Annotated in this window: 13 protein-coding genes; 10 read left to right on the top strand and 3 right to left on the bottom strand. The window is 60.4% G+C overall.

Translation table 11 applies throughout. The features are described 5' to 3' along the window. Genes DKW72_RS01635 through DKW72_RS01645 form a run of 3 tightly spaced genes read right to left on the bottom strand, consistent with a single transcriptional unit; the run spans position 1 to position 2,734 of the window. Positions 1-696, bottom strand: a complete 696-nt coding sequence (locus DKW72_RS01635; RefSeq protein WP_111640563.1) for an HAD family hydrolase — start codon at positions 694-696, stop codon at positions 1-3. Further along, on the bottom strand, positions 693-1,406 hold the full coding sequence (ubiG, locus tag DKW72_RS01640; protein ID WP_111640564.1) for a bifunctional 2-polyprenyl-6-hydroxyphenol methylase/3-demethylubiquinol 3-O-methyltransferase UbiG: 714 nt from the start codon (positions 1,404-1,406) through the stop codon (positions 693-695). The genes DKW72_RS01635 and ubiG overlap by 4 nt, the downstream gene beginning before the upstream one ends. A gap of 8 nt (positions 1,407-1,414) precedes the next feature. Beyond that, entirely contained in the window at positions 1,415-2,734 is a 1,320-nt protein-coding gene (locus DKW72_RS01645) for a TRZ/ATZ family hydrolase (RefSeq protein ID WP_111640565.1), read from the bottom strand. Positions 2,735-3,000: 266 nt separating this feature from the next. On the opposite strand from DKW72_RS01645, the gene gyrA reads away from it, so the two are divergent. From gyrA to galU, 10 genes are all read left to right on the top strand, one after another. Continuing rightward, on the top strand, positions 3,001-5,583 hold the full coding sequence (gene gyrA, locus DKW72_RS01650; protein WP_111640566.1) for a DNA gyrase subunit A: 2,583 nt from the start codon (positions 3,001-3,003) through the stop codon (positions 5,581-5,583). A 48-nt stretch (positions 5,584-5,631) separates the two neighbouring features. Then, positions 5,632-6,753, top strand: coding sequence for a prephenate dehydratase (pheA, locus tag DKW72_RS01655; protein WP_111640567.1), 1,122 nt, complete (start codon positions 5,632-5,634; stop codon positions 6,751-6,753). 3 nt (positions 6,754-6,756) lie between these two features. Further along, on the top strand, positions 6,757-9,003 hold the full coding sequence (locus DKW72_RS01660) for a bifunctional prephenate dehydrogenase/3-phosphoshikimate 1-carboxyvinyltransferase (RefSeq protein WP_111640568.1): 2,247 nt from the start codon (positions 6,757-6,759) through the stop codon (positions 9,001-9,003). 462 nt (positions 9,004-9,465) lie between these two features. Beyond that, on the top strand, positions 9,466-10,377 hold the full coding sequence (gene cysD / locus DKW72_RS01665; RefSeq protein ID WP_111640569.1) for a sulfate adenylyltransferase subunit CysD: 912 nt from the start codon (positions 9,466-9,468) through the stop codon (positions 10,375-10,377). Between the two features lie 63 nt (positions 10,378-10,440). Then, the gene (gene cysN / locus DKW72_RS01670) at positions 10,441-11,850 is read left to right on the top strand and encodes a sulfate adenylyltransferase subunit CysN (RefSeq protein WP_111640570.1); all 1,410 of its coding nucleotides are present in this window, start codon (positions 10,441-10,443) and stop codon (positions 11,848-11,850) included. A 571-nt stretch (positions 11,851-12,421) separates the two neighbouring features. Next, positions 12,422-12,688 (top strand): ComEA family DNA-binding protein, encoded by a 267-nt coding sequence (locus DKW72_RS01675; protein WP_232522278.1) that lies wholly within the window; start codon positions 12,422-12,424, stop codon positions 12,686-12,688. A 94-nt stretch (positions 12,689-12,782) separates the two neighbouring features. Further along, positions 12,783-13,496, top strand: coding sequence for an orotidine-5'-phosphate decarboxylase (gene pyrF, locus DKW72_RS01680; RefSeq protein ID WP_111640571.1), 714 nt, complete (start codon positions 12,783-12,785; stop codon positions 13,494-13,496). 24 nt (positions 13,497-13,520) lie between these two features. Continuing rightward, entirely contained in the window at positions 13,521-14,219 is a 699-nt protein-coding gene (gene cmk / locus DKW72_RS01685; RefSeq protein WP_269777868.1) for a (d)CMP kinase, read from the top strand. A 97-nt stretch (positions 14,220-14,316) separates the two neighbouring features. After that, positions 14,317-15,669: a phosphohexomutase domain-containing protein gene (locus DKW72_RS01690; protein ID WP_111640573.1), complete on the top strand. Its 1,353-nt coding sequence runs from the start codon at positions 14,317-14,319 to the stop codon at positions 15,667-15,669. 41 nt (positions 15,670-15,710) lie between these two features. Beyond that, on the top strand, positions 15,711-16,604 hold the full coding sequence (galU, locus tag DKW72_RS01695; RefSeq protein ID WP_111640574.1) for a UTP--glucose-1-phosphate uridylyltransferase GalU: 894 nt from the start codon (positions 15,711-15,713) through the stop codon (positions 16,602-16,604). Positions 16,605-16,707 lie beyond the last annotated feature (103 nt).

Consider the following 16,707-nt stretch of genomic DNA (forward strand, 5'->3'; position numbering starts at 1 on the left):
CTAGCAGGGCTCCTTCAACGGTGGGTGAATACGGGTGGCGAGCAGCGGCCAGATTTGCTCGGCGTGCTCGACCTGATGGTCTGCCTGCCAGCGGTTGATGTCGTCATCGTCCTCGATATAGCCGTAGCCGACGGCAATCGTCAGGGCGCCGGCGCGACGGCCACAGGCGATGTCGCGCTCGTGATCGCCGACGTAGGCAATCTCTCCAGGCTCGCATCCCAGTTGTTGGGCAGCCAGGTAGAGCGACTCGGGGTCCGGCTTGCGGGCCTTGACGTGGTCCGGGCAGATGACGCTCGCCGGCGCTGGGTCGAGCTGGAGTGCGTCGAGCAGCAACCCGGTGTAAAGCGCCGGTTTGTTGGTGGCGATGCCCCAGGGGATGCCGGCCGCCTGCAGCTGCTCCAGCAGTGCCTGGATGCCCGGGAAGGGGCGGGTATGGACCGCAATATGGTCAGCATAGATTGCCAGCAGGCGCGCGCGCAGGCGTTCGTAGTCAGCATCGGCCTCGGCGACACCAAAGCCCAGCTGCACCAGTGCCCGAGCGCCGTTGGACACAGAGCGTCGAATGCGTTCGGGTGGCGGGGCAGGGCGGCCCTCCTCGTCGAGCAGGCGGTTGAGTACGGCGACAAAGTCCGGGGCGGTGTCCAACAGGGTACCGTCCAGGTCAAACATCACCGCCCGGATTCGCGTCTCACTCATAAAGTGGCACTCCGTTTGCGCGCGTGCATCAGGTAGTTGACACTCACGTCGCGCTCCGTGAGTTTGTATTTCTGGGTCAGCGGGTTGTAGGTCATGCCCGTGGTGTGTACCAACTCCAGTCCGGCGGCGCGCAGCCAGCCAGCCAGCTCCGAAGGGCGGATGAACTTGCGGTATTCGTGGGTGCCCCTGGGCAGCAGGCGCAGTACGTACTCGGCGCCGATGATGGCGAAGGCGTAGGATTTCGGATTGCGATTGATGGTGGAAAAGTAGAGGTCCGCACCGGGCTTGGCCAGATCGGCGCAGGCCTGGATTACCGAGGCCGGGTCGGGCACGTGCTCGAGCATTTCCAGGCAGGTGACCACCTGGTAGTGACCGGGTTGCTCCCCGGCCAGTTGCTCGGCGGTGCACTGTCGATAGTCGACCGGCACGCCGCTTTGTTCCGCGTGCAGGCGTGCCACCGCGAGCGGGGCTTCCCCCATATCGATGCCGGTGACCCGGGCGCCGCGCTGTGCCATGGCCTCCGCCAGGATGCCACCGCCGCAACCCACGTCCACCAGGGCCTGCTCGGCCACCGGCGAGCGCTCGTCGATATAGTTGGCCCGCAGCGGATTGATCTCGTGCAGGGGTTTAAATTCACTGTCTTTGTCCCACCAACGACTGGCGAGGGCTTCAAACTTGGCAATTTCGGCGTTGTCGACGTTGTTGTTCATAGGCTCCACTATTTCATCTGTTCCTGCCACCAGCGGGCTTTACCGGTCAGTTCCCGCTCGTTCAGTGTCTGTAATTGGCCGCTGAGCATCAGGGCGCGTCCGGCGACCCAGGCGTGGCTCACATGCTGGCCGCTGGCTGTGTATACGAGCTGGGAGGCGGGCTGGTGCACCGGCTGGGCGCCCGTATGGCTCAAATCGACTGCAATCAGGTCAGCGGACTTGCCCACCTCCAGGCTGCCAATGGTGTTATCCAGCCCCAGCGCGCGAGCGCCGTCCAGAGTGGCCATGCGCAGCGCGGCATGGGCGTCCAGAGCGGTGGCGTCGCCACTCACACCTTTGGCCAGGAGTGCGGCCAGGCGCAGCTCGCTGAACATGTCCAGAGCGTTGTTGCTGGCGGCGCCACCGGTACCCAGGGCGACGTTGATGCCCGCGCTCTGCAGCGCGTGCACCGGGCAGAAGCCGCTGGCGAGTTTGAGGTTGGCGGTCGGGCAGTGGACCACGTGGGCGCCACTGTCCCTGAGCAATTGGGTATCGCTGTCGTTAATCTGGGTCATATGCACACACTGGGTGCTGGGTGTGAGCAGTCCGAGTTTGTGCAAGCGCTCAAGGGGACGCATGCCGTATTTCGCGATCGAATCGGCCACTTCCTGGGCGGTCTCATGCAGGTGGATATGGATGGCGGTATCGGTCTCATTGGCGAGCATCGCGATTTTGCGTAGCGGCTCGTCCGACAGGGTGTAGGGTGCATGAGGGCCAAAGCCCACCTGAATCAGGTCATTGTTTCTGTACTCGTCGCGCAGTGCCAGACCTTTGCGGATGTAGTCGTCCGGCCCGCTGCCGCCGGGCGTGGCAAAGTCCAGCACCGAGAACGCGACATGGCAGCGCATCCGGGCCTGTTGGGCGGCCTGGGCGACCTGTTCGCCGAAATAATACATGTCGGCAAAACAGGTGGTGCCGGTTTTCACCATCTCCGCCATGGCCAGGCCGGTGCCGTCGCGCACAAAGTCCTCGCTCAGCCAGCGGCTCTCGGCGGGCCAGATGTGCTGCTCCAGCCAGGTTTTCAGGGGCAGGTCATCAGCATAGCCTCGCAGCAGGCTCATGGCAGCGTGGCTGTGAGCGTTGACCAGTCCTGGCAGGAGCACATGGTGCCCCAGATTAATCGTGGTGTCGGCCTGAAAGCGCTTTTCCGCTTCGCGCTGTGGGACCACCGCCTGGATGACGCCATCGGAAATGGCCAGGGCGCAGTTCTCAAACACGCGCTGGGCAGGCTCCACAGGGATGATCCAGCGCGCCTTGATAAGCAGGCTGGTGGGCTCGGGGCTCGGCATACTGGCTCCTCGACGGGTGAATGGTGGCGTCCGTGCGCCGGCTTCTCGGGTCGCCAGTATACCCGAAAGCGGGGGTGCTGACCCAGATCCCTGGTGGCCTTGGATCGGCTCATCGCCAGTCGCCCTATACGGCTGATTTTGTGGTAGTATTGCCGCTTTTATGCAGGCGGTTTCAGCAGTGCCTGCGGGTGAGGCGCAACCCGGGCGGTGGTCCCGGCTGGCGCCGCTTTACCACGGCCTTACCACAATAAGGAATGCTGCAGTCCATGGGCGATTTAGCGAAAGAAATCCTGCCAGTCAATATCGAAGACGAACTCAAGCAATCCTACCTGGATTACGCCATGAGCGTAATTGTCGGGCGGGCGTTGCCGGATGTGCGCGACGGCCTCAAGCCGGTGCATCGTCGGGTCCTGTTCGCCATGAGCGAACTCAACAACGACTGGAACAAACCTTACAAGAAATCCGCCCGCGTGGTCGGTGACGTGATCGGTAAATATCACCCGCACGGCGACTCGGCGGTCTATGACACCATCGTGCGGATGGCGCAGTCGTTTTCACTGCGCTATATGCTCGTGGATGGTCAGGGTAACTTCGGCTCCATCGACGGCGACAGCGCGGCGGCCATGCGTTATACCGAAATCCGCATGGCCAAGATCGCTCACGATCTGCTTGCGGATCTCGAGAAGGAAACCGTCGATTTCGTCGACAACTACGACGGTACCGAGCGTATTCCCGCGGTCTTGCCCACCCGTATTCCCAACCTGCTGGTCAATGGCTCTTCGGGTATCGCTGTGGGTATGGCCACCAATATCCCGCCCCACAACCTCAGTGAAGTGGTGAAAGGGTGTCTGGCGCTGATCGATAACGAAGACATCACCACCGAAGAGTTGATGGAATACATCCCGGGCCCGGATTTCCCCACGGGTGCGATTATCAACGGTCGCGCTGGCATTCTGCAGGCTTACCGGACCGGTCGCGGGCGAATTTACGTGCGCGCCAAGGCCGAAGTGGAGATTGATCCCAAAACCAATCGGGAAACCATCATCATCCACGAAATTCCCTACCAGCTGAACAAGGCGCGTCTGATTGAGCGCATCGCGGAGCTGGTGAAAGAAAAGAAAATCGAGGGTATCAGCGAGCTGCGCGACGAGTCTGATAAAGACGGTCTGCGCGTGGTTATCGAGACCAAGCGCGGCGAGTCGGGTGAGGTGCTGCTCAATAACCTCTATTCCCAGACTCAACTGCAAACGGTTTTCGGCATCAATATCGTGGCCCTCATTGACGGCCAGCCCAAAGTGCTCAACCTTAAAGAGCTGCTCGAGGCCTTTGTCCGTCACCGCCGCGAAGTGGTGACCCGGCGCACCGTGTATCTACTGCGCAAGGCGCGCGAGCGCGGCCATATTCTCGAAGGTCTCGCGGTTGCGATTGCCAATATCGACCCGGTGATCGAGCTGATCAAGGCCTCGCCGAGTCCGGCCGAAGCCAAAGACGGACTGCTGACCCGGGGCTGGGATGCGAGCGCCATGGTGCCCTTCCTGGAACGCGCCGGTGAGCACGCCTGTCGCCCGGAGGATCTGTCCGATGAGTTTGGGATTCGCGACGGTAAATACTACCTGTCACCGGCCCAGGCCCAGGCGATTCTGGAACTGCGTCTGCACCGCTTGACCGGTATGGAGCACGACAAGCTGCTTGCCGAGTACGATGAAAAGCTGACCCAGATCGCCGAGTTCCTGGAGATTTTGGGCAACCCCGAGCGTCTGATGCAGGTGATTCGTGAAGAGCTCGAGCAGGTGGTGGCCGACTACGGCGATGCCCGTCGCACCGAGATCATGGAATCGACCCTGGATCTGACCACCGAGGACTTGATCGCCGAGGAAGATCGGGTGGTAACCATCTCCCACGGTGGCTACGCCAAGAGCCAACCCCTGGCCGACTATCAGGCCCAGCGCCGGGGCGGCATGGGCAAGAGCGCGACGTCGGTTAAAGATGAAGACTTTGTCGAGCACCTGTTGGTGGCCAGCACCCACGACACCATTCTGTGCTTTACCAGCGCCGGTAAGGTTTACTGGCTCAAGGTGTATATGATTCCGGTCGCCGGACGCCAGTCCCGCGGGCGCCCGGTGGTGAACCTGATGCCCCTGGAAAACGGCGAGCGGATCACCTCGATCCTGCCCGTGAAGACCTACGATGACGATCACTTTATTTTCTTCGCCACCGCCAAGGGGACCGTGAAGAAAACCGCGCTTACCCAGTTCTCGCGCCCGCGCAGTGTCGGCTTGCGCGCCATCGATCTGGAAGAGGGCGATCACTTGGTGGATACCGCGATCACCAATGGCGAGTACGATGTGATCCTGTTTGCCAGCAACGGCAAGGCAACGCGTTTTAACGAAACCAACGTGCGCGCTATGGGCCGGACCTCGCGCGGGGTGCGTGGCATCCGTCTGGCCGAAGATCAGACGCTGGTGCGCATGGTCATTCCGCATCCGGGTGGGCAGGTGCTCACGGTGAGCGAGCAGGGCTACGGCAAGCGTACTGATGTTGACGAGTTCCCCACCAAGGGGCGCGGCGGTCAGGGTGTTATCGCCATGCAAACCAACGACCGCAATGGTCAGTTGGTAGGTGCGGTGCAAGTGTTTGAAACCGATGAGATCATGTTGATTTCGGATCAAGGTACACTGGTGCGTACCCGTGTCAGTGAAGTGTCGCTGCTCAGTCGCAATACCCAGGGTGTGCGCCTGATCAAACTGCGCCCGAACGAGCACCTGATGGGTGTCGAGCGTATTGAAGAGAACGATGCGGACAGCGATGCCGTTGTTGACGACGACACCAGCGACGCATCCGACGACTAACCGGCATCCGGGCGGCGCGTCAGCGCTGCCCGGGCTTTGGGACCCTGTATGGCCAACGATACCCCTGCAAACAACACCGCTGCCAATGACAAGCTGCTGGCGTTGCGCGAGCGCATCGACAGTATCGACGAGCAGATTGCCCGGCTGATCTCCGAGCGCGCCCGGTGCGCCCAAAGCGTGGCCGAGGTGAAGAAAGCCGAAAATCCCGACCAGGCGGTGCTCTATTACCGCCCCGAGCGTGAAGCCCAGGTGCTGCGCAAGGCCATGGAGCGCAATCCGGGGCCGCTCAGCAACGAGGAAATGGCGCGCCTGTTTCGGGAAATCATGTCCGCATGCCTGGCCCTGGAGCAGCCGGTCAAGGTGGCCTATCTGGGGCCCGAAGGGACCTTTACCCAGCAGGCGGCACTCAAGCATTTCGGCCACTCGGCGATGGCGCTACCGTTCTCGGCGATCGATGAGGTCTTTCGCGAAGTGGAGGCCGGTGCGGTCAACTACGGCGTGGTGCCGGTGGAGAATTCGTCTGAGGGTGTCGTTAACCATACCCTCGACAATTTTATGTCGTCGAATCTCAAAATCTGCGGTGAGGTGGAGCTGCGTATTCACCACAACCTGCTGGTGTCCTCGGTCACCGATACCAAAAGTATTTCCCGGATTTATTCGCATGCTCAGTCACTGGCCCAGTGCCGCAAGTGGCTGGACGCGCATTACCCCAATGCTGAACGCGTGGCGGTGAGCAGCAACGCCGAAGCGGCGAAGCGCCTCAAGGGTGAATGGAACGCGGCGGCGATTGCCGGCAGCATGGCGGCAGAGCTTTACGACCTGAGAATCCTGGCAGAAAAAATCGAGGATGAACCGGATAACTCGACCCGCTTTTTGATCATCAGCTCCCAGGAGGTGCCACCCAGTGGCGTCGACAAGACCTCGCTGTTGGTGGCGATGCGCAATGAGCCGGGCGCGCTGCATAACCTGCTCGAACCCTTCCATCGTCACAATGTTGATCTGACCCGGGTCGAGTCGCGCCCTTCGCGCACCGGCGCCTGGACTTATGTGTTCTTTATCGATTTTACCGGTCATGCCCAGGATGCGGCGGTTGCGGAAGTGCTGAAGGAAGTGGCCAGTCGCGCAGCGGATCTGAAAATCCTGGGGTCCTACCCCAAGGCAGTGCTCTAGAGAATGGCTGTGAAGGAACCGGGGACACAGGAACCTTTGATCGGCAGGCTGGTGGTGATCGGCCTGGGGTTGATCGGCGGCAGTCTGGCAGCGGGCCTGAAGGCCCGACACCTGTGCCGGGAAACCGTCGGTGTCGTGCGTCGGGCCGCGACTGCTGAGCAGGCGGTCGCCCTCGGTGTGGTGGATCGGGCTGTGACTGATGTGTCTGACATTGCCTCTGAGCTGGGGCCCGACGACGTCATCTTTATCTCAGTGCCGACCCTGGCGGTGGAAAGCGTCTTGCGCGCTATTGCCGCCCAGGTCGATCCGGCGGTGACCATTACTGACGGTGCCAGCGTCAAGGGCAGTGTGATTGACGCTGCGCGCACCGTCTACGGTGACGTGCCCCCGCAATTTGTGCCCGGACACCCTATTGCCGGCTCGGAAAAAAGCGGCGTCACTGCGGCCAACCCCGATCTCTACGAAAAGCACCGTGTCATTCTTACGCCCCTGGAGAATACCGACGCCGAGCACCTGAAGCGGGTTACAGCGCTCTGGCAAGGGGTGGGCGCCGAAGTCCTGAGCATGTCCGTGGCTGAGCACGACGAAGTGCTCGGCGCCACCAGCCATCTGCCTCACGCTATAGCGTATTCGTTGGTGGATACCTTGGCTCACGATATCGGCAACCCCAATATTTTTCGTTACGCCGCAGGCGGCTTTCGCGATTTTACCCGGATCGCTTCCAGCGACCCGGTCATGTGGCACGACATCATGCGCGCCAACAAAGACGCGGTGATTACGGCCCTGGATCTGTTTATCGATAATCTCACGCGCCTGCGCCGGGGGATCGAGACCGAAGACAGCGAATACCTGTTGGGGGTCTTTACCCGCGCCAAAACCGCGCGCGATCACTTTACCAAACTGTTAGCCAAGAGGGCTTTGGTCGAATCCATGAGTACACACAAAATTGATTACCTGCTCCAGCCGGGCGGTTCCGTCACCGGTAGCATTCGCGTGCCGGGCGACAAATCCATGTCTCACCGTTCCATCATGCTCGGCTCACTCGCCGAGGGCGTGACCGAGGTCGAGGGCTTCCTCGAAGGTGAAGACGCCCTGGCGACCCTGCAGGCGTTCCGCGACATGGGCGTGGTAATCGAAGGTCCGGACAGTGGCCGGGTAAAGATTCATGGCGTCGGCCTGCACGGCCTGAAAGCCCCCAAAAAGCCGCTCTACGTGGGCAACTCCGGCACCACCATCCGCCTGATGTCCGGGCTGCTTGCCGGTCAGGCGTTTGACAGCGAGATGAGTGGCGACGAGTCCCTGGCCAAGCGCCCCATGGGCCGCGTCGCCGACCCCTTGCGGGCGATGGGCGCGGTAGTGGAAACTGCCGAAGGCGGCCGCCCACCCCTGAAGATCAAAGGCGGTCAGACTCTCAAGGCGATCGACTATGTGATGCCCATGGCCAGCGCCCAGGTAAAATCCTGCGTCCTGCTGGCGGGCCTCTACGCCCAGGGTACCACCCGGGTCACCGAACCGGCGCCGACTCGCGATCACACCGAGCGCATGCTCACCGGTTTTGGCTACAGCGTCAAAAAAGACGGCCCGGTGGCCGAGTTGACCGGTGGCGGTAAACTCACCGCCACCAAAATCGAAGTGCCGGCGGACATCTCCTCCGCGACCTTTTATATGGTCGCCGCCAGCATCGCCCCCGGCTCAGACCTGACCCTGACCCACGTGGGCATCAACCCCACGCGCATCGGGGTCATCAACATCCTGAAACTGATGGGCGCCGACCTGACCCTGAGCAACGAGCGGGTCGTGGGCGGCGAACCGGTGGCTGACATTCGTGTCCGCTACGCGCCCCTCAAAGGCATCGACATCCCGGAGGACCAGGTCCCCCTCGCCATCGACGAATTCCCGGCGCTGTTCGTGGCCGCCGCCTGCGCCGAGGGCAAAACCGTACTCACCGGCGCTGAAGAACTGCGGGTCAAAGAAAGTGACCGAATCCAGGCTATGGCCGATGGCCTCCAGATCCTGGGCATCGACGCCGAGCCCACCCCGGACGGTATCGTCATTCAGGGCGGCCAACTGGGCAGCGGCGAAGTGGAAACCCACCACGACCACCGCATCGCCATGTCCTTCGCGATCGCCGCCCTGCGCGCCTCCGGCCCGATCCGGGTAAAGGATGCCACCAACGTGGCCACCTCCTTCCCGACCTTCGTGGAACTGGCCAAACAAACCGGCATATCCTTAGAAGTAATCGATAGTTAGCGATTGCAGCCCCAATCCCCTATAATGGCGCGGCTTTGGTGGGGCCGCGCCCTTAATGGGCTGGTTTAGCCTCCCACAGTAGAATGACTAGCACAGAGCGGCGATTGGGGGGTTGAACCTCCGTGACCGTCACCCGCGGGACAGCGGGTGCCGAGCCCCCAGGGATGGGTTCACGGCGTGTCACGGAGGTTCAACCCCCCAATCGACGCGGACTCTCTGGAGCATTCTCCAGGTGCTTCGTAGAGAGAGTCGGGAGCCAGGGTGGGCATTTCCGAAAACGCGATGAATACATCCCTGTAGCTCCCTCTCTTCATCCATGAAGAGAGGGTTTCGGAAATGCCCACCCTGGCTCCCTCAGTCGTATGCTGGAAGATATCGGCTTTGTAGCGTGATGAGAAAACTGAACATCCGCGAATTTGTGCGTGAAGTCGCGACCTAAACTCCCAACTGACAGAGAACGGAATGTCCGAGCAATACAACCTCACACATCTAAAACAGCTGGAAGCCGAGAGCATCCACATCATTCGTGAAGTCGCCGCCGAGTTCGAAAACCCGGTCATGCTCTACTCCGTAGGCAAAGACTCCGCCGTGATGATGCACCTCACCCAGAAAGCCTTCTACCCTGGCAAACCGCCGTTCCCGTTGATGCACGTGGACACCACCTGGAAATTCCAGGAAATGATCTCGTTCCGCGACCAGCGCGTCAAAGAGCTGGGTTGGGACCTGATTGTGCATATCAACCAGGAAGGTGTGGAGATGGGCGTTGGTCCCTTTACCCACGGCAGTGCCAAGCACACCGACATCATGAAAACCCAGTCGCTCAAGCAGGCGCTGAACAAGTACGGTTTTGATGCGGCCTTTGGCGGTGCGCGCCGGGATGAAGAGAAGTCCCGGGCCAAGGAGCGGGTGTATTCGTTCCGCGATAAAAACCACCGTTGGGATCCGAAAAACCAGCGTCCCGAGTTGTGGAATATCTACAACGGTCGGGTCGACAAAGGCGAGAGCATTCGCGTGTTCCCGCTCTCGAACTGGACCGAGCTGGACATCTGGCAGTACATCCATCTGGAGAGTATTCCGATTGTGCCCCTGTATTTCGCGGCCAAGCGCCCGGTGGTGGAGCGCGACGGCACCCTGATCATGGTGGACGACGAGCGCATGCCCATCGGCCCGGATGACAAGGTCGAGGAAAAAATGGTGCGCTTCCGCACCTTGGGCTGCTACCCGCTTACCGGCGCGGTAGAGTCTGATGCGACCACGCTGCCTGAAATTATCCAGGAAATGCTGCTGACCACCACCTCCGAGCGCCAGGGTCGTGTGATTGACCACGACAGTGCCGGCTCGATGGAAAAGAAGAAACAGGAAGGGTATTTCTAAGCCCCGTTCCTTTTTTGTCAGCCCATTTGTCAATGCCTGAAACACGACTATTTGAGACGGACCATGAGCCATCAATCAGAACTGATCGCCACCGATATTGACGCCTATCTGGCGCAACACGAACAGAAAGAGCTGCTGCGCTTTTTGACCTGCGGCAGCGTCGACGACGGCAAGAGCACCCTGATCGGGCGCCTGCTGCACGACTCAAAAATGATCTACGAAGACCAGCTCGAAGCGGTGCGCTCGGACAGCGCCCGCCACGGCACCACCGGCGAGAAGCTGGACCTGGCACTGTTGGTGGATGGTCTGCAGGCGGAGCGCGAGCAGGGCATCACCATCGACGTGGCCTATCGCTACTTCTCCACCGCGAAACGCAAATTCATCATTGCCGACACCCCCGGGCATGAGCAGTACACCCGCAATATGGCTACCGGTGCCTCCACCTGCCACCTGGCGGTGATTCTGATCGATGCCCGTTACGGCGTCGTCACCCAGACCCGGCGCCACAGCTATATCGCGTCACTGCTGGGTATCAAGCATATCGTGGTGGCGGTCAACAAAATGGACCTGCTCGATTTTGATCAGCAGGCCTTTGAAAAGATCAAAGCTGACTACCTGCAGTTTTCCGAAAAGCTGGGTATGAAAGACGTGCAGTTCGTGCCGATTTCCGCGCTCGACGGCGACAACGTCGTCAACCGCAGCGAGCACTCGCCCTGGTACACCGGCGCGACCCTGATGGAAATTCTGGAATCGGTGCCGGTGGCGGCGGACAAAAACTTTACCGACTTCCGCTTCCCGGTGCAGTACGTCAACCGCCCGAACCTGAACTTCCGTGGCTTCTGTGGCACGGTTGCCTCGGGTGTGGTCAAAGTGGGCGACAAGATCAAGGTGTTGCCCTCGGGAAAAACCAGCACGGTCAAGTCTCTGGTCACCTTTGACGGTGATTTGCCGGAAGCCTTCACCGACCAGGCCATCACTCTGACGCTCAACGATGAGATTGATATCAGCCGCGGCGATATGGTGGTGCACGCCGATGCGCAGGTGGCCCAGACCAACAATCTGAAGGCACACATGGTGTGGATGAACGACAGTGTCTGCAAGCCCGGCGGCCAGTACCTGTTCAAGTTTGCGAGTAAACAGGTGAGCGGGCAGGTGAGCGCCATCGATTACCGTATTGACGTCAACACCCAGGCCCACGGCCCGACTGAGAATCTGGGCTTGAACGATATCGCGGTTGTGGATGTGGCGCTGGATCAGCCGGTGGTGGTGGACGAGTACCAGAGTCACCGCTACACCGGTTCGTTTATTGTGATCGATCGCCTGACCAACCTGACGGTAGGTGCGGGTATGGTGATTCAGGGGCTGGTGTCGACGCACGGTAAGAGCGCCGACTACAGCGAGTTTGAGCGGGAGCTCAATGCCCTGGTCCGCAAACACTTCCCCCACTGGGGCGCGATCGATATTTCCAAATAGAACCCTTGTCGTCTTGCTCGGAGCGCCGGTCAGGGAGGGGTATGTAAGACACGCGTGAACCCATCCCTGGGGCTCGACACCCGCATCCCGCGGGTGACGGTCTTACATACCCCTCCCTGACCGGCTTCTCGGCGACAGACGTGGTTCTATTCTGGCTCGGAGTGAGAGAGTTGGAATTAAGCAGCGTGGGGGATAGCGGTAGGGGACTGTAGGAGGCCTGGACGACCCACAGGGATGTGGGAAGTGCCCCGAAGCGCCGGGAGCGCGCAGGGGCCGGCGGCAGTCGAGCCTACAGGGAAGTATTCACGGCGTGTCCCCTACCGCTATCCCCCATGCTGCGCCCCAAGCGTTCTACGGAGCACTTAAAAAAGCCTACGAAGAAGCCCCTTTCAGAATAAAAATGCGATCCAATTCACAGCCAAAATGTGAACCCCGTCTGTAAGCCAAATCCCACAGAAAATCACAGCAAAAACGTCTACGCGCCACGCCGATGACACGCTATATTTTCCCCGCACTGCCCCCAGGAGGGGGCGGCAACAACCCTAAAATTATGGACTACATGGAGGTCACTATGACCATGATCAAAACCTTTTTGCTAACCCTTACCGCCGTCTTCGCCCTGAGCGCATTTGCCGTCGAAAGCGAGCCGGTCAATCTCAATACTGCCGACGTTGAAGCACTCACCAGTCTGCAAGGGATCGGCCAGAAAAAAGCCGAAGACATCATCGCCTGGCGCGATGCCAACGGTGGCTTCAGCGACGTTGAGGAGCTGACCGAAGTGCAGGGGATTGGCGAGGCAACGTTGAGCGCCAACCGTGAGCGTCTGACTTTGGAGTGATCGCGGTCGAGAATAGCTGCAGAACCCTCCAAATTTTGTTTTAATTGCAGCCCGGGCTGAGAAGCTCGGGCTTTTTTTGTTCAGGAGGGCAGTTATGCATCATCACCAGCCGGACGGACCGCGCATTATCGTGGCCATGGACTACGACAATGCCGAAGACTGCCTTACCATGGCCAGGCGCCTGTCCCCGGGCGACTGCCGTCTCAAAGTCGGCAAAGAGCTGTTCACCACCTGCGGGCCCGATATCGTGCGCCAACTGGCGGATTTGGGCTTTGACGTCTTCCTCGATCTGAAATTTCACGATATTCCCAACACCACGGCCAAGGCCGTGGCGGCCGCCGCGCGCCTGGGCGTGTGGATGGTCAATGTCCACGCCAGTGGCGGTGAGCGCATGATGCTGGCCGCCCGGGATGCCCTGGAGATCGCCAAGGGCCGCCGCCCGCTGTTGATCGGGGTTACCGTACTGACCAGCATGGACAGCCAGGACCTGCGCGCTGTCGGTATCAGTCGCAGCCCGGAAGAGCAGGTACTACACTTAGGGAGTCTGGCAAAGAGCGCCGGCCTTGATGGCGTGGTCTGCTCCGCCCAAGAGGCTCCTCGGCTGAGCGCTGAATTGGGCGCCGGCTTTGCCCTGGTAACGCCGGGCATTCGTCCGGTGGATGCCGCCGCCGACGACCAGCGTCGCACCCTGACACCGGCTGAGGCGCTGCGCGCCGGTAGCCACTACCTGGTCATCGGTCGGCCCATTACACGAGCCCCAGACCCTATTGCCCGATGCCGCGAGATTATCGCCTCGTTGCCCGCCTAAATTTGCCAGACCAAGGATATGACAGTGACTGATTCAGCAACCGTGATCACCATTGATGGCCCGAGCGGCTCCGGTAAAGGAACCCTGAGCCTGCTGCTCGCGCGGCGCCTGGGCTTTCGGCTGCTCGATAGTGGTGCGCTCTACCGTCTGGTTGCACTCTCCGCCCTAAAGCAGGGCATTGATCTGAATGACGAAGCCGCACTGGCTGCGGCGTCGCGCTCCCTCGACGTGCATTTCGTCACTGGCGCCGAAGGGGTGGTTATGGAGCTGGCCGGTGAGGATGTCACCCAGGCGATTCGTCAGGAGCAGGTCAGCATGGCTGCTTCAACCGTGGCGGCGCTCGGCGCGGTGCGCGAGGGACTCCTTCAGCGCCAGCGTGATTTCTGCCAGCCCCCGGGACTAGTGGCTGACGGACGGGATATGGGCACCACCGTGTTCCCGGATGCGCCGGTGAAATTCTTTTTGACCGCGAGCCCGGAGGCGCGCGCCGAGCGGCGCTACAAGCAGCTGACCGAAAAGGGTGAAACCGTGGACATGGCGGCGCTGGTGGAAGATATCCGGGCCCGTGACGAGCGCGACAGCCAACGCGCCCTGTCACCGCTTAAGCCCGCGGATGACGCAGTATTGATCGACAGCACCCGTTTGAGTATCGACGAGGTGCTCAAGACCATGATGGGCCTGGTGACGCAGGCGGGTATCGAGGCGGCAACGCCTTTGTCATAATTCCGGTACGAAGTCTGCATACACTGATGACAACGTCTGGATGCGCAGCCCTTGACCGGCACAATCAACACTAGCATTCCATTGAGAGGGACAGACCATGAAGCTTACCTGCTTTAAGGCTTACGATATTCGCGGCAAGTTGGGCGAAGAGCTGGATGAGGAAATCGCTTACCGTATCGGGCGTGCCTATGCCCGCTTCCTGAAGCCCCACAAAGTCGTCCTTGGCGGCGACGTGCGTCTGACCAGTGAGTCGTTGAAGCTGGCACTCGCCAACGGCATCCGCGACGAGGGCGCCGATGTGATCGACATCGGCATGTGCGGTACTGAAGAGATCTACTTTGCCACCAGTTACCTCAATACCGACGGTGGCATTGTGGTTACCGCCAGTCACAACCCGATTGACTACAACGGCATGAAGCCCGTGCGTGAGAACTCCAAGCCCATCAGCAGTGATACGGGCTTGAATGATATCCAGAAGCTGGCTGAGGCCAACGACTTTCCCAAAGTCGACCCCAAACTGCGCGGCGGTTATAGCCAGCAGAGCACGCTGGCGGCGTATATCGAGCACTTGCTCGGCTACGTAGAGCATGATCAGCTCAAGCCCCTGAAATTGGTGGTCAATGCGGGTAACGGTGCGGCGGGTCACGTGATTGACGCGCTGGAAGAATTTCTTCCGTTCGAGTTTATTAAGATCCAGCACGAACCCGACGGCAATTTCCCCAACGGTATTCCCAATCCGATCCTCAAGGAAAATCAGGCCGTGACCCGCGATGCGGTGATTGAGCACGGCGCCGATATGGGCATTGCCTGGGACGGCGATTTTGACCGCTGTTTCCTGTTCGATGAAAAAGGCGATTTCACTGAAGGCTACTACATCGTCGGTTTGCTCGCCGAAGCCTTCCTGCTCAAGCACCCGGGCAGCAACATCATTCACGATCCGCGCCTGCTCTGGAATACCCAGGACATCGTGGAGGCCGGCGGCGGCAAGGCCATCCAGTCGAAAACCGGGCACGCCTTCATCAAGGAGCGGATGCGCCAGGAAGACGCTGTTTACGGGGGCGAGATGAGCGCCCACCACTACTTCCGTGATTTTTACTACTGCGATAGCGGCATGATTCCCTGGCTGCTGGTGGCGGAGCTGATCTGCCGCAAAGGCCAGCCGCTGTCCGAACTGCTGGAAGCGCGCATTGCCCGCTATCCGTCGCCCGGTGAAATCAACAGTAAGGTCGACGATGCCGCCGTGGCTATTGAGCGGGTCTTCGAGCACTACAAGGACGACGCCAAGGCGGTGGATAAAACCGATGGCATCAGCATGGAATTTGACGACTGGCGCTTCAATCTGCGCATGTCCAACACCGAGCCGGTGGTGCGTCTGAACCTGGAGAGCCGGGGCGATAAGGCCCTGGTCAACGCTAAAACTGACGAGGTGCTGGCACTGCTGCGCCAGTAACCGAACACGCAACCCTAGGCAGAGAGCGATAGAGAGGAATTATGACAACGAAGGTCAAAAAAGCCGTCATACCGGTGGCGGGTCTGGGTACCCGGATGCTGCCGGCGACCAAGGCCATCCCCAAGGAAATGCTCCCGGTGGTCGACCGCCCGCTGATTCAATACGTGATTGAAGAAGCGGCGGCGGCGGGTATCAAGGAAATCGTACTGGTCACCCACGCCAGTAAGAACTCCATTGAGAACCACTTCGACACCAGTTTCGAACTCGAAGCCCAACTGGAGTCGCGCCTGAAGCGCTCGCTGCTGGAAGAGGTGCGCTCCATTACCCCCAGGGGTCTGACGGTGATCTCCGTGCGCCAGTCCGAGGCCAAGGGGCTGGGGCACGCGATTCTGTGTGCCAAATCAGTTGTAGGCGATGAGCCCTTTGCGGTCCTGTTGCCGGATGTACTGGTGGACAAGTACGAGTGCAACATGCGTGAAGACAATCTGGCGGGGATGACCCGGCGCTTTGAAGAGACCGGTCACAGTCAGATTCTGGTGGAGCGGGTGCCCGAAGATCAGGTCGACAAATACGGCGTCGTGGACTGCTCCGGCGCCAGTGTCGAGCCAGGGCAGGCCGCCCCGATTGCGGCCATGGTGGAGAAGCCCCCGGTCGAGGATGCACCCTCCGATATGGCCATTGTGGGTCGCTACGTACTCTCCCGGCATACCTGGGATCTGCTTGCCAAGACCCAGCCCGGTGCCGGCGATGAGATCCAGTTGACCGACGCTCTGGACGCTCTGTTGCTGGATGAAACCGTGGATGCGTACCGCTTGGTTGGCCGCAGTCACGACTGTGGCTCCAAGCTGGGCTATATGGAGGCCAACGTCGATTACGCCTGTCGTCACCCGGAGCTGGGCGACGCGTTTCAGTCCTTCCTGAAGACCCGCAATTAGCTTGATTCCCGCCTGAATATCTGGTAGCCTGCCGCGCTTGCTTAAACCTCTATCGGTTCAGCCGATTCAGGGGTTTAGCGGCGGCGGCGGTCACCAGAGCCAG

Source organism: Marinimicrobium alkaliphilum, assembly GCF_003259155.1.
Classification (GTDB): Bacteria; Pseudomonadota; Gammaproteobacteria; order Pseudomonadales; family Cellvibrionaceae; genus Marinimicrobium_A; species Marinimicrobium_A alkaliphilum.